Origin of the sequence: Mesorhizobium sp. CO1-1-11 (assembly GCF_020164995.1) — a bacterium.
Taxonomy (GTDB): domain Bacteria; phylum Pseudomonadota; class Alphaproteobacteria; order Rhizobiales; family Rhizobiaceae; genus Mesorhizobium; species Mesorhizobium australicum.
Genome location: NZ_JAIUHE010000006.1, coordinates 187,612 through 201,622, shown reverse-complemented (window position 1 = coordinate 201,622; position 14,011 = coordinate 187,612). Strand labels below are relative to the sequence as shown.

At 64.9% G+C, this 14,011-nt stretch carries 13 protein-coding genes and 1 tRNA gene; 6 read left to right on the top strand and 8 right to left on the bottom strand.

The features are described from left to right. Window positions 1–3: 3 nt before the first annotated feature. Together LB554_RS09110 and LB554_RS09105 are read right to left on the bottom strand one after the other, a co-directional pair. Window positions 4–1,548: a sugar ABC transporter ATP-binding protein gene (locus tag LB554_RS09110; RefSeq protein ID WP_140876194.1), complete on the bottom strand. Its 1,545-nt coding sequence runs from the start codon at window positions 1,546–1,548 to the stop codon at window positions 4–6. Window positions 1,549–1,669: 121 nt separating this feature from the next. Beyond that, on the bottom strand, window positions 1,670–2,632 hold the full coding sequence (locus LB554_RS09105) for a sugar-binding protein (protein ID WP_140875893.1): 963 nt from the start codon (window positions 2,630–2,632) through the stop codon (window positions 1,670–1,672). Window positions 2,633–3,250: 618 nt separating this feature from the next. Between LB554_RS09105 and LB554_RS09100 the strand changes: the two genes are divergently transcribed. Next, a complete protein-coding gene (locus LB554_RS09100; protein WP_181173985.1) occupies window positions 3,251–4,375 on the top strand; it encodes a LacI family DNA-binding transcriptional regulator in 1,125 nt (374 codons plus the stop codon). 109 nt (window positions 4,376–4,484) lie between these two features. Further along, complete coding sequence (locus LB554_RS09095) at window positions 4,485–5,285, top strand: class I SAM-dependent methyltransferase (RefSeq protein ID WP_140875891.1); 801 nt, start codon at window positions 4,485–4,487, stop codon at window positions 5,283–5,285. Between the two features lie 33 nt (window positions 5,286–5,318). Here the strand turns inward: LB554_RS09095 and LB554_RS09090 are convergent, their stop codons facing one another. The 6 genes from LB554_RS09090 to LB554_RS09065 all read right to left on the bottom strand — a co-directional run bounded on the left by LB554_RS09090 (window position 5,319) and on the right by LB554_RS09065 (window position 9,525). After that, window positions 5,319–5,804, bottom strand: a complete 486-nt coding sequence (locus LB554_RS09090; protein ID WP_015314541.1) for an SRPBCC family protein — start codon at window positions 5,802–5,804, stop codon at window positions 5,319–5,321. Between the two features lie 2 nt (window positions 5,805–5,806). Beyond that, window positions 5,807–6,118, bottom strand: coding sequence for an ArsR/SmtB family transcription factor (locus LB554_RS09085; RefSeq protein WP_015314540.1), 312 nt, complete (start codon window positions 6,116–6,118; stop codon window positions 5,807–5,809). Window positions 6,119–6,278: 160 nt separating this feature from the next. Beyond that, on the bottom strand, window positions 6,279–7,037 hold the full coding sequence (locus LB554_RS09080) for an SDR family oxidoreductase (protein WP_224584183.1): 759 nt from the start codon (window positions 7,035–7,037) through the stop codon (window positions 6,279–6,281). Between the two features lie 93 nt (window positions 7,038–7,130). Further along, window positions 7,131–7,207: transfer RNA gene (locus LB554_RS09075), tRNA-Arg, on the bottom strand. Between the two features lie 228 nt (window positions 7,208–7,435). Further along, entirely contained in the window at window positions 7,436–8,359 is a 924-nt protein-coding gene (locus tag LB554_RS09070; protein WP_224525170.1) for a DUF1003 domain-containing protein, read from the bottom strand. Window positions 8,360–8,631: 272 nt separating this feature from the next. Next, complete coding sequence (locus LB554_RS09065; RefSeq protein WP_224584181.1) at window positions 8,632–9,525, bottom strand: D-alanyl-D-alanine carboxypeptidase family protein; 894 nt, start codon at window positions 9,523–9,525, stop codon at window positions 8,632–8,634. A 259-nt stretch (window positions 9,526–9,784) separates the two neighbouring features. Between LB554_RS09065 and LB554_RS09060 the strand changes: the two genes are divergently transcribed. From LB554_RS09060 to LB554_RS09045, 4 genes are all read left to right on the top strand, one after another. Next, window positions 9,785–11,596: a methyl-accepting chemotaxis protein gene (locus LB554_RS09060; RefSeq protein WP_224584179.1), complete on the top strand. Its 1,812-nt coding sequence runs from the start codon at window positions 9,785–9,787 to the stop codon at window positions 11,594–11,596. Between the two features lie 116 nt (window positions 11,597–11,712). Continuing rightward, window positions 11,713–12,807, top strand: a complete 1,095-nt coding sequence (locus tag LB554_RS09055; protein WP_224584177.1) for a hypothetical protein — start codon at window positions 11,713–11,715, stop codon at window positions 12,805–12,807. A 137-nt stretch (window positions 12,808–12,944) separates the two neighbouring features. After that, on the top strand, window positions 12,945–13,565 hold the full coding sequence (locus LB554_RS09050) for a nucleoside triphosphate hydrolase (protein ID WP_015314516.1): 621 nt from the start codon (window positions 12,945–12,947) through the stop codon (window positions 13,563–13,565). Between the two features lie 85 nt (window positions 13,566–13,650). Beyond that, entirely contained in the window at window positions 13,651–14,007 is a 357-nt protein-coding gene (locus tag LB554_RS09045; protein WP_140791851.1) for a hypothetical protein, read from the top strand. Window positions 14,008–14,011 lie beyond the last annotated feature (4 nt).

Below are 14,011 nucleotides of genomic sequence, written 5' to 3'. Positions count from 1 at the left end.
CGCTTACGGCCTGTTCGCCGGTTTGCCCACCGCGAGCAAAAGCACGTTTTCCTGGCTGAACTGATCCTTGTCGAGAATGCCCGAGATCTGGCCCTCATGCATGACGGCGATGCGATCGGAGACGCCGATCACCTCTTCCATGTCGGAGGAGATCATCAGCACGGCGACGCCGGCGTCGGCCAGCGCCCGCATCAGCCCGTAGATCTCGGCCTTGGCGCCGATATCGATGCCGCGCGTCGGCTCGTCGAGGATCATCACCTTCGGGTTCATGGCCAGCCATTTGCCGAGCACGACCTTCTGCTGGTTGCCGCCCGACAGCGTGCCGGTGCGCGTCTGCACCGAGGGCGCCTTGATGCCGAGGTTTTTCTTCTGCTTCTCGGCGGTGGCGGTCTCGGCGCTTGCGGAGACCAGCGAGCGCCTGGCATGCGCCGGCAGATTGGGGAGTGAAATATTCTGCGCGATCGACAGGTCGAGCAGGATGCCGGTCAGCTTGCGGTCTTCCGGCACGAGGAAGATGCCTTGCGTGACTGCGTCCGCCGCGCTGGCCAGCGTTAACGGCTTGCCGTTGAGCTCCAGCGTGCCGCCAAGGCTGGCTTCGATGCCGAAGAACACCCGCGCCAGTTCGGTTCGGCCGGAGCCGACAAGGCCGGCAAGGCCGAGGATTTCGCCGCGCCTGACGTCGAGATCGACCGGCCGGCTGGGGTAGGTGGGGGTGCGGACGGCCTTGGCCGCAAGCGCCACGGCGCCGGGGGCACGCGCCGCCTCGGAGGCCTTTTCGCGCTCCTTCAGCATGCGGCCGATCATCAGCTTGACCATCTGGTCGTGATTGATGTCGCGCTTGCCGAGCGTCCCGGCCAGCATGCCGTCGCGCAGCACCACGACGCGGTCGGCGACGCGCTCGATCTCGTGCAGGCGGTGCGAGATGAAGATGACGCTGATGCCGTCGGCCTTCAGCGCCTTGATGACGTCGAGCAGCTTGTCGGTCTCGGCCAGCGGCAAGCTCGATGTAGGCTCGTCGAGGATCACCAGGCGCGCCTTGATCGACAGCGCCTTGGCGATCTCGACCATCTGCTGCTGCGCCAGCGACAGATCCGCGACCTGCGTGTCGGCGGAGAAGTTGGCGCCGACGCGCTTCAGCAGCGGCGCCACCATGTCGCGCAGTTTCGCGCGGTCGACCAGTCTCAGCGGTCCGGCGCGCAGCGGCTCGCGGCCGAAGAAGATGTTGGCGGCGACGTCGAGGTTTTCGAAGAGGTTGAGTTCCTGGTGGACGAAGGCGATGCCCGAACCCAGGCTCCCCTCCACGCTCAGGCCTTTATGGGCGGTGCCGTCGACCGTGATGGCACCGCTATCGGGCGTGGTGACGCCGCCGAGGATCTTCATCAGCGTCGATTTGCCGGCGCCATTCTCGCCGACCAGGCCGATGACCTCGCCCGGCCTGACCTCCATGGAAAACCCGTCGAGCGCCACGACGCCCGGATAGGTCTTGCGCACGTTCTCGAGGCTGAGAAACGGGGTGGTCGCCGCGATGGATGTGTCGGAATAATTCATCATGCCTGACAGCAGCCGGTGGGCCGACATGACCCGTTCTGCAGACTGACGACCCCGGCAGGGTTCGTCAATGCGAACAGCCGGCTCAAGCGAAGTTGAGCCGGCTGAACTGCTTCTGGTCTTAGTTTCCAGCCATCGCCTTGAGATTGGCGGCGTAAGCGTCGACGTCATCCTTGCCGATGATCTTGGTCGGGATGATGATCAAATTGCCGGCCGGGATGCCCGACTTGTCACCCTTGAGATAGGCGGCCATCAGCCTCATGCCCTGATAGGCCCATTCGAAGGGCTGCTGCACGACGGTGGCGGCAATGGTGCCTTCCTTGACGCCGCCCAGCGTGATCGGATCGTCGTCGAAGCCGACGACGGTGATCGAGCCAAGCTTGCCGGCATCGCGCAGCGCTTCATAGATGCGTGGCGTGTTGTAGGAGTAGAAGCCGACCATGCAGGTGACGTCGGGGCTGGCGACCAGCGCGTCCTCGACATTCTTCTTGGCACGCGCCTGGTCAATGTCGTCGCCGCGCACGTCGACGAGTTCGATCTTGGTGCCGGCGAGGCCGTCCTTCATGCCCTGGATGCGCTCCTTGGCATTGTCGGCGCCGAGCAGGCCGACGAAGCCCAGGCACTTGCCGCCGTCCGGCATCGCCTTCTTGGCGATTTCGGCCGCCTGCTTGCCGGCGTCGACATTGGACGAGCCGATATAGGCGACACGCTTGGTCTGCGGGGCATCGCTATCGGTGGTGAACAGCGCCGTTTGCGAAGCGATCTTGTTCAGGCCATCCGTCGAGGTCTTGGGATCGACGGCCGAGACCATGATGCCCTTGACGCCGGCGGTCACCAGGTCGTCCATCAGCCGCTGCTGGATGGCGACGGAGGATTGTTCGGGATATTTGAGTTCGAGCGTATAGTCGGGCAGTTCGCCCTGCGCCTTCTTGACGCCGGCTTCGGCCGCTTTCCAGAAGTCGGAAGCGCCGTTGACGACGAAGGCCAGCGTCGGCTTGTCGTCGGCGCGCGCGATTGCCGTCGCCGTCAGGCCGACAGCCAGGGCCGCGGCGGCCACGGATGCATTGCGTATCAAGGATTTCATGTTCAACCTCCCGTTTTGGTCAGTCGTAGGACTGGCCGGACTTGCTCACTGGATTGTCTTGCACACTAAATTTGTCTTGCTCACCTGAATTGCCGTCTGCGGCGTGGACGCCCTCCTCCTCAAGGGGTTCCCGGCAGTGAAAGAATGGCGTCGTTACCAGCCACGGCCACGGACTTTAAAGACTCATTCTTCGTTCGTAAATAGTCCGATTTGTCTGACATATCACATATCTGAGACATGGTTTGCGGAAGTCATATCCGCCCCCCATCGGGCCATTCACAGACACTTCCATCGCAGCCGGACCAATCGGGGCCGGCGGCGATGGATTGACGGTATAGCGCATCCTTGTATTAGTAAACACTATTAGCAAACGACCGGTCCGGTGGCGCTCGGGTGTCATGGCCGAATCGATCTACCGACGCGGCGATGGCTGATCGCACGCAGCCAGGGCCTTTGCGACCTCTGGTTTTTGCGGGGGCTCGAGCCGGTGTGTCGGGGATGGGTCTCAAGGATGGTAATAATTATTAGTGCGGTCGATGCGCATGTGAATCGGAAGCGCCGCCTCATCTTGTTGGACCGGGGGGCTGCGGCTAGACAGGCTGGGGATTTGGGGGCGGCATGAGCGAGACGACGGACCAGGCCATCAGGAAGCGCCGCAAGGCGGCGGCAAAGCCCAAGGGCCGCGTCACCATGACCGACATCGCACGCGCCGCCGGCTGCTCGCAGGCGACGGTTTCCTTCGTGCTCAACAATTCGCCTGGCATTCGCCTGTCGCGGCAGACGCGGGAGCGGGTGATCGAGGCGGCGCGGGCGCTCGGCTACAGCGCCCCCGCCTTCTCCGCGCTGAAGCCCGTTGCGGCTTTCGAGGGAATTTTTGATGGCCCCGCCTTCGACGGACTCGACGGCGTGATCGGCTTCGCCGTCGACCAGCTCGCCACCAGCCCGGAAGCCGTGGTCGCCATCGAGGGCGCGCGCCAGGCCTCGTGGAATGCCGGCAACGTGCTTCTGGTGGCGCAGACCATGGGCGACGCCGTGATGGAGCCGCGCGCCATCTCGGCGCTGACCAGGCGCGGCATTTCGGCACTGATCTACATGACCATCTTCACCCGCGAAATCACGGCGCCCGATTTCCTCTATGGCCTCGAGATCCCGGTCATCCTGCTCAACTGCTACACGGCGGACTATGCATTCCCCGCCGTGGTGCCCTCCGAAATCGCCGGCGGCCAGAGCTCGACGCGACACCTGATCAGCCATGGCCACCGCCGCATCGCCACCATCACGGGCGAATCCTGGATGCAGGCAGCGCAGGACCGGCTGAAAGGCTACCGCCGCGCACTCGCCACCGCCGACATCCCCTTCGACCCCGAACTGGTGGTCGAGGGCGACTGGTCGGCCAGCGCCGGCTACGCCGCGACAGTGAAGCTCTTGGCCCTGAAGGACCGCCCGACCGCGATCTTCTGCCAGAACGACCGCACCGCGATCGGCTGCTACGAAGCCCTGAAGGAAGCCGGCCTGCACATTCCCGCCGACATCTCGGTCGTTGGCTATGACGACGAGGAAATCGCCCGGCATTTGTTCCCGCCGCTGACGACGTCGATCCTTCCGCACATGGCCATGGGCCAATGGGCGATCGAGCAGCTGGAAGCGCCTGCGATAGTGGGGCGGGGGCGATATCCAATCACCAAGCTGGAATGCCCGCTGGTGGAGCGCGAGAGCGTGGCGGCATTCAAGGGTGTCGCATAAGAGCCGGACTTTTCCTCCCGCACTCGGAGGCAGGCGTCCGCCGTGCTCCCCTGCCTTGGCTTCATCCTGATAGAGGTCTAGCCTGCGCCCGCAGCCAAGGGAGGGGCATATGACGTCGAGTTTCACCGTTCATGACGCGTCCGGCTATGAGCAACTGATGGGCCGCTGGAGCCGAAAGCTCGCGCCCAGCTTCATCGGCTTCGCCGGGCTCGCCCCCAGCGAAAAGATCCTCGACGTCGGCTGCGGCACCGGCAGCCTGGCGTTCGAACTGGCGAAATCCGCCGACCTCGCGGCGATCGCGGCCATCGACTTTTCGCCTGTTTTGGTCGAGGCCGCAAAGCGACGCAACACCGATCCGCGCATCGAGATATCGCAGGCCGACGCCACCGCCTTGCCGTTCGCCGACAATGCGTTCGACCGCGCGTTGGCGCTGCTGGTGCTTCACTTCGTGCCGGAAGCCGGCAAGGCGGTTGCCGAAATGCGCCGGGTGACGCGGCCGGGCGGCGTGGTCGCGGCCGTGGTGTGGGACCATCTCGGCGGCATGGCGGGCATGCGCATGATGATCGACACGGTCGCCGCGCTCAGCGAGAGCGGGCGCCAGCTGCGCGGCCGCTATTGCTTCCAGCCGATGATGCAGCCCGGCGAAATGAAGCGGACCTTCATCGAGCAGGGGCTGGCCGACGTGACCGAAACCGAGCTGATGATCCGCATGGATTACCAGGACTTCGCCGATTACTGGGCGCCGATTTCAGCCGGCGAGGGCCCGCTCGGCAAATACGTGACCACGCTGGAGGCAGCCGAGCGCGAGCGCACCGAGGCTGCCGTCCGCGATGCCTATCAGGCCGGGCGACCGGACGGCCCGAGGTCGTTCGCCAATGTCGCCTGGGCGTGCAGGGGCGTGGCGCCCTGACCACCCAGGCGGCGAAGCGCCTTTGAACCGCGATCAGGCCTGCCGAGCAACCAGATCGGCATAGCGCTGCAGGTAAAGCGGCCAGCCCTGATCGCCGGCGACGCTGTCGCGCACACCTTCCCAGCCCTGGCCATGGCGCTCCAGGTTGCGGTGCTCGATCTCGACGCGGGTACGCCCAGCCGTTTCGGCGGTGAACCGCACTTCCCACTCGCTGGTCTTGGCCGGATCGGTCTCGATGCGCCATTGCGGGCTGATGTCCCAGCTCAGGAGCACGCGGTTGGGGGGCTCATAGGCCAGCACGCGCGCCCAGCGGCACTCGCTGCCGTCGACGCCGCGGTCATAGACGTGGCCGCCGACGCGAGGCTCGAACACCGTCTCGGCGATCTGGGCTGCAAGCAGGTTATGCTCGGGCGGTTTGAAACTGCCGAAATCCTCGGTGAAGACCTTGAAGGCGCGCTCGATCGGCGCTTCGACGACGACGGATTGTTTCACGGAGGCGATGGGGATCTGGGTGTTCATGGTCACTCCTCTGGTGGGGTCTCGACGGCCAGCTTGTAGGCCGCGAGCGTCTTGCTCCAGAACCGGTCGAGCCAGGCGCGCATCTGGCCCAGCCCGTGCGGATCGATGTGGTAGACGTTGCTGGCGCCCTTCGGCTCCGCGCGCACCAGCCGCGAGTCGCGAAGCACCTTGAGATGCTGCGACACCGCGGACTGCGACACGCTGACCTGCCGCGTGACCTCCGCCACCGAGCGCGGACGCTCCGCGATCAGCTCGAAAATCTGCCTTCGGGTCGGATCGCCCAGGGCGGCAAGCTGTGCGCTATCAACAGTCATGACTTATGATTAGTGCAGACTGATAGTTAAGTCAAGCTACGGTGCCAGCGGCCAGGTGGCGGCGGGGAAATTTCTAACGAGATAGAGGTTACACTTCATTACGGTGAAAGGAGTTGCGCCAAGGTGGAAATCCGCCAAGGCATGAGACTGGCCGCGCCGTCTATCGCTTGCGTTCTTCAAGGCTGTTGCCGCCATCGACCACCAGCAAGGCGCCGTTGATATAGCTGGCGCTCTCGGAAGCCAGGAACACGACCGCCGCCGCGACCTCGTCGGGCCGGCCGGCGCGGCCCGGCGGCGCATGCAGGGCCGCCATCCGCTCCGCCTCGCTCGACGCGCCGGTTTCGATCCAGCCGGGCGCGACGGCATTGGCGGTGATCCCGTGGCGCGCCACTTCCAGCGCCAATGTCCGGGTCAGGCCGACCATGCCGGCCTTCGCCGCGGAATAGGCGGCGGTGCCCTGGTAGGATACCAGCGGCCCGGTCACCGACGCGACGTTGACGATGCGCCCATACCCCGTTTCGACCATCGCCGGCAGAAACGCCCTGGTGACGAGAAACGCGGTCTTCAGGCTGGTCTCGATGCCCCGGTCCCACTCGGCCTCGCTCATCGCCAGGAACGTCTTGTCCACGGACGGCGACGCCAGCGATCCCATGCCGGCATTGTTGACCAGGATATCGACAGCGCCGACCTCGGCCCGCAGCCGCTCCACCTCCGTCGCGATGGTAAGATCGGCGACCGCGGCCGTGGCATCGACGCCATCGCCGCGAAGCTCGCCAGCGCGCTCCAGCACCCGCGCGCTGGCGCCGGTCAGGAAAACCGCATGCCCGGCCCGGCCAAACTGCCGCGCAATGGCAAAGCCGATGCCGTCAGCCGCGCCGGCGCCGGTGATCAGGACACGTCTGGTGGTGGTTGTGGCCAAGTCTGGCTCCAAAACCCGTTCGGGCCAAAAGTGTTACCCATGTCTCCGGTATAAACCGTAACCTATGTGTCCGGAACGGACCCCTTGGAAGCATGGCGCACCCGACAGGATTCGAACCTGTGACCTCTGCCTTCGGAGGGCAGCGCTCTATCCAGCTGAGCTACGGGTGCTTTCAGGGCGAAGAGCCCGGAAAACGACCAGCCGGCGAACCGGCAAGTCACGGCTTCTTAGCGGAAGCGGGCGCGGGCTTCAACGGGCAATTGGCGGCGTTGCGAACTTGGCTTGATGCGTCTGGGCCTCGCGTACGGCATCCTGCCCTTCGCAGGCTCAGGGCGTTCGAAGCTCGAAAGGCCAAGCAGTTGGCTTTTCGTCCGCTACACAGACCACTCCTCACCCCCTCACTGCTCTACCGGGCTCTTCACCGGCCGCCGCCCGCGCACCGCCCGCTTTGCCTTCTTGGCGCTCGCCAGCTCATGCATGGCATCGAGCTGCATCTGCTGCATCTCGGCCAGCCGCGTCCATTGCCGCGAGATGAGGTAGTCGAGCTTTTCGTGCAGGTGGCGGACTTCCAGTTCGGCCTTGAGGTTGACGCGGTAGTCGTTGAAGGAGCGCAGCCGATCCTTGGCCTCCGTCCGTCTCTGGCTCATCATGATGATCGGCGCCTGGACGGCGGCGATGCAGGAGAGCAGCAGGTTGAGCAGGATGAAGGGGTAGGGATCGAAGGCCCCCGCCATGCCGGCAATCAGGTTGATGCCGATCCACACCAGGAGCACACTGGCGAACGAGATCAGGAACCACCAGCTGCCGCCGAAGGCAGCCATGTTGTCGGAAACGCGGTCGGCGAAGGAGCGGTGCTCCTCGAATTCTTCTTCGCTGTTTTCCGAAATCGTGTCCTGCCGGGCGATCGATTCCACCACCTGGCGGTCGAGCTCGGAGAATTCGCCGTGCTCCTGCTGTAAGAGCTCCTCCATGTAGCGCATGCGATAGCGGCCGAGCTCCTCGCGGCTGATGCGCGCGCCCTTGGGCAGGTCGGGGTGGTCCGAATGAATGCGGTCGGCGAGGCTCGGACGCAGCGTGTCGATGCGCACAAGGTCGCGCTTGCGGAATTTGCGGCCCGAGATCGCCGACGGCTTTTTCTTGGGCTTCAGCCGCGATGCGCCGGGACCTGATGGCTCGGAGTCCGGCACTTCGGGCGTGTCGAAATGCTCGTCGGAAACCTCGTGCGAATCCTCTTGCGTGGTCGGCGCCTCGAAATACTCGCCGCCGCTGTCGTTCTCATTGTCGGCCGACTTCTGCTCGGATGCCTTGGGAACGGTGCTCATGATGGGCTCCTGCGCTGTAAGTTAGGATACGCTGAGGCGACGGCGCCTATCCACTGTCGGATTCGCAGCCTATGCCACGTCTTCCGCACGATTGCGTGACAGTCGCAAGACGATAGCCGGCTGCAAGGTTTTTACAGTGACCAAGGCACGACTTGGATGGCGGCCGGCCCTTCGCAGGCTCCTTGCACTTTGGGCGGACCGTGCCTTCACCGTTCGTCGTTCAAAAAGCCAGGCAAGTGGCTTTTTGTCCGCTGCGCGGATCACGCCTCACTTCACTGCTGTTCGGCGAACATCAGCCTGGTCTTGGTGTCGGCCATGGTGGGCGACAGGCTGCGCTGGATCAGCGCTTCGACATGGTCGTTGCGCTGGCGGGCACTGTCGGCGCCCATCACCACCACGATCAACTGGCGGCCGTCGGCATCGTAGGAGGTGACGATGTTGAAGCCGGAAGCCCTGATATAGCCTGTCTTGATGCCGTTCACGCCGCGCACGCGGCCGAGCATGTCATTATGGCCGCGCACCAGCCGGCCGCGAAACATGAAGTCGCTTTCGGAGAAATAGTGGAAGTGCTGCGGGAAGCGCCGCTGCAGCGACATGCCGAGCACCGCCATGTCGTGGGCGGTCGTCATCTGGCCGTCGTCGGGCAGGCCCGATGCGTTGCGGAAGGTGGTGCTGCTCATGCCGAGCTGGCGCGCCTTGGATGTCATCATGGCGGCGAACTGGTCTTCAGAGCCGCCGAGATATTCGCCCACCGCCACCGCCACGTCATTGGCCGATTTGACGACGATGGCGCGGATGGCGGAATCGACATCGATCGTCTCCCCGCGCCGGAAACGCATCTTGGTCGGCGGCTGCGAGGCGGCGTGGTCGGAAACCGGGACCTGCGTTTCCTTGGTGACGCGGCCGGTCTCCATCGCCTCGAACAGCAGATAGAGCGTCATCATCTTGGTCAGCGAGGCCGGATAACGCTGCGCCGTCGAATTGACCTCGAACAGCTGCTTGCCGCTCTTTCCGTCGACGACGATGGCCGCGTATTTCTGCGGCGGCGCCGGCACGGCCAGAACGCTGTCGGGCGGGGCCGTGGTCGAGCAGCCGGCCGTCAGGGCCGCCAGGGCCAGGACAGCCAGGATTTTCTGGAAGAGCGGAAAGAGACGCGGCAAGGACAAGGGCTGGACTGTTCTGGCGATGCTGTTGCTGAGATAAGGCGAAGCTAACGTAACGCGGCGGGTGCGTCCATTTGGTTAATGCCGGTTAGCCCCGGGAATGTCGAGTGCCGGCGCGACCTGTTTCCCCACCCGCCAGAGGCCAGGGAGAGGAACCAAGCCTTGCCACCGCCCCGAAATCGCCCGTTTCCTGTCTTTCCTTGCCAAAGCCGCGTTTCCCGTGGGAAGGAGCGTGGCATCTGGCGGCAGGGGGGCTCGCAAAATGGCTGACATTGGGGCTGGCGCCGCGCCGTCATTGATCAGGGCGTCGCTCAGCCGCACCGGCAAATGGGCCGGCAGCATCGCCTTCATCGGCGGCGCCGTTTCCGACATCCTCAACCCGCTGGCGCCGTTCGCCGCCTATATCGCGCTGGCTGCCTCGATCGCGGCCGTCATCATCGCCATTGCCATCGTGCTCAGGCTCGTGCTGGCGGCCAAGGCGCTGCCGGCGCTGGTGTTCGCCACCAGTGCGGCGGCGGTTGCCGGCGGCGTCTACGCCGTGCAGAAGGAGACCAATTCGCAGAACGGCATCATCGCCAGCCTGGTGCCGGCGATCGCCCAACTGCAGCAGTCGATTGGCATCGTCGCCAAAAAGGTGGCCAGGATCGAGCAGACGGTCACGCAAACCCAGAAGACCGTCGAAGAGGTCAAGAAATCGACCGACACGGTTGCCCAGAAAACCGATCAGATCGCCTCCGCCCAGCAGCAGCAAGCGGCCCAAGGCGCCGCGACGCAAAGGACCGTCGAAGCGGTCAAGCAAACCACCGAGACACTCGTGGGCGGCCAGCAGCAGCAAGTGGCCCAGGCCGAAAAGCTTCAGGCGACGACTGAGCAGATCGCCGCCTCGATCGACACGATAGCCAAGGGGTTTGCCACCTTGGCCGCGCAAGGCGGCGCCATCGCCGAGCCGAAGCGGCCGGACGAGTTCTACCACAATGCCCGCGTCTACGAGCTCTCGGGCGACATGCTCAACGCGCGGCGCTCCTACCTCGCCTTTGCCGGCTTCGATGTCGACGCCATCGACCCCTATACGCGCTTTGCCACACTTCTGCGGGTCCAGGATGGCAAGGCCGGCGCCCGCGAGGTGTTCGGCCAGCTCGCGGAGAAAGCCAAGGCGCCATCGATCAAGCTCGTCCACCTGCTGCAGTTCGACGATACCCAGCGGCTCGACAAGCTCAACGCCTTCATCGCGGCCAATCCGGACTATGCGCCGGCCTATTTCCTGTTGGCGCAGGAGTTCTCGGAGGATCGGCTCGGCAGCCAGACGCTGGCCGATAAGCGCAGCGAAGCCCAGGCGCTGACCAAGTTCGTCTCTTACGAGAAGGATGGCGGGCTGCTCGGATATTTCGTCGACCAGACCCAGCTTGCCGACTGGCTGGACCGCGGCCGCAGCCGGCTGGCGGCCCTTGGCGACGTGCTCGACCCCGCCCGCTTCGCGCCGTCGCTGACGCCGATGCGTTCCAACCAGGGCTGGTCGATGACCATTTCGCTGCCCGAGCCGGCGACCGCGATATCCTGGCGTCTAGGCGGCAGCGGTCCCTTCACCGACACCGGCCTGCTGGCGCTCAACGACCAGCGAACCGGCAAGCCGATGCCCAATCCGAGCTTCGAATTGCCCGACAGCACGGCGCAGACCATGATCGCGATCAAATATCTCGACATCAGGGGGCGCGAGACCGGCCCGTTCGACATAAGCTTCGACCCGGATGCCGCCCTGCAACAGGGCAACAAGCAGATCCTCGACCAGTTCTGGACCTCATGGATCGCCTTCGACGCCAGCGGCAATCATGGACTGGTCTATTTCACGCAGATGCTGTCATACCGCTGCGCCATCAAGGAAGTGCATTACAGCCTGAATGGTGCCGCGCTCGACAAGACCCTTCCCATGCCGCCCTGCAATGCCAGGGACCCCTACGCCATCCCCGATGATTTCCAGCCCTATTTCAAGGTCGTCGAAAGCGTGACTTCGATCTCGGTGCAGGTGACCTATACCGACGGGACGAAATCGCCAGTGCGGGACTACAAGCGGCAATAGAGCTCGCATTTCCGACGACGGCGAGCGCAAAACCGATGCAAAATACGCGCCCGCGCGCTTGCGCGGTGCGCCGAACGGGTTCTTCTTGGCATCCGTCGGATTCGGGTGAGAGATCCATGGATACAGTCACGATCAACGCCAAGGGCATTTCGGTTTCGCTCGACCTCACGGTTGGCCACATCGCCGACATGGTCATCGAGAGCGGCGCGCGCCGGTTGAAGCCGCTGCACCGTGCACCCTGGGTCGACGCGGGCGAGACGCTGCCTCCAGACCTGCCGCGAGGCACCGTCAGGCTCTCCGGCGACTTTCTGTGCGCGCCGTTTTCGCGCAGCGATGTCGAGGAGGCGCCGCTGCATGGCTGGCCGGCCAACAGCGCCTGGGATGTGGTCGACAGCGGCGCCACGGATGGTGGCTGGCGCGCGGTCTTCCGGCTGCGCCATAAGGTGATGGGCGCCAGCGTCGACAAGATTTTCACGCTGCGCGACGGCCATCCTTTCCTCTACCAGGAACATGTGTTTTCCGGCGGGTCCGGCGCGATCTCGGTCGCCCATCACCCGATGACGGCAATGAAAGGCGGCGGCAGGCTGGCTTTCTCGCCGAAGCGGTTTGCCGCCACGCCAGCCGACCCGCTGGAGCCGGACCCCGTGCGCGGCCGCTTCATGCTGGCCTACCCCGGTCGGTCGTCGGACCTCGGGCATTTCCCTGCTGCCGGCGGCGGCACGCTCGATCTGGCGGATTACCGCATGGATGACCGGCGCGAGGATTTCCTCACCCTGGTCGAGGCCGACCATGGCGGGCCGGGCTGGACCGCGCTGGCGCGCCAGGCCGAGGACGATTTGGTGCTGGTGCTGAAGAACCCGGCCGAACTGCCTGTTACCATGCTCTGGTTCAGCAATGGCGGGCGCGACTACGCGCCGTGGAGCGGCCGCCATCTCGGCGTGCTCGGCATCGAGGATGGGCGCACCGCGGTCGGCCACGCCGCCTCGCTTGGCGACAACTGGCTGAAGCGCGAGGGCGTGGCGACCGCGTTCGAGCTCGGCCAGGATCGCGTCTCGTTCCGCCATGTCATCGGTGCGTTGCCCCTGTCGGGTGGCGAGCCTCCGTGGGCGATCACCACGGCGGGTGGCCGCCTGCGGTTGGCTGGCGCCGCGGTATCGGAGGTCCCGTTCGATAGCGAATTTCTGCGTATCGGCCAGCCAGCGGCATGCTGAAGACAAAGCCGTAACGGACTAATCGCAGTCGCCACTGCTGACTCCACAACCGGTCGCTCTAAATCGTGCAAATCGCGGTTTGAAATTTCAAGCGACCGCCGACAAGATGCGTCCAAATCCGCGGAAGGAGCCGAAAAATGTCCGAAATCGCCCACCTCGCCGCCACCATCTTCAAGCGCGCCGGCAAGGCAAATCGCTTCATCGTCGCCATTGCCGGGCCGCCGGGCGCCGGCAAGTCGACACTGTCGGCAAGCCTGCATGACCTTTTGCCGGAAGGCGCGGTGGAGGTCGTGCCCATGGACGGCTTCCACTATGACGACATCGTGCTCGAGCGGCGCGGTCTGCGGGCGCGAAAGGGCGCGCCCGACACGTTCGACTTTGGCGGCTTCGAGACGCTTTTGAAGCGCATCCGCGCCGGCGAGGCCGAGATTGCCATTCCGGTGTTCGACCGCGGCATGGAATTGTCGCGCGCCGCCGCGGCGATTGTCGGCGCCGAGACCAAGTTCATCCTGGTGGAAGGCAATTACCTGCTGCTCGACGAGGAGCCGTGGTTGCGCCTGGCGCCGCTGTTCGATTTCTCGATCTTCGTCGACGTGCCGCGCAACGAGCTCGAACGCCGCCTGATGGAACGCTGGCACGAGCATGGACGTTCCGAGGCGGATGCGCGCGCCTGGATCGCCTCCAACGACATGCCCAACATCGAACGCGTGCTTGCGCGGCGCCGGGCGGCCGACCTGGTCTTTGGTCAACCCGGTTAATTTTCAGTATTTTTCGGCGGGAACCTTAAGACTTACAACGCGTTATCCCGATCAGGCAATCATGCCAGAAGAGGGATTCCGTCCGATGGCAGCAAACACAAAAAAGCCCGCCAGGGGCAAGTCAGCACAACCGAGAGCGCCGCGGTCGACGGCCGGGGCTGGCCCGGCGATCGCCCAGCGCTCCAAGGACGCGAAGGCCTTCGGCAAGGCGGCGCCGAAAAAAGTCGTGCCAGGGTCGAAAGCGACCGTGCCGAAAGCGGCCGCCAAGCCCGCCCAGGCGAAGAAGCCGGCCCCAGCCGGCGGCTCGAAAGCAGGCGGCGGCTCGAAGGTTCGCACCGCGGCCAATGTCGCCGCTGGCGCGGTCGTGGCCACGGCGCGTGGCGTGGCATCCCTTGCCGCCTCCGTGGTCGGCAGGGGCGGACCCAAGGCGAAAGCAAAGTAGGCCG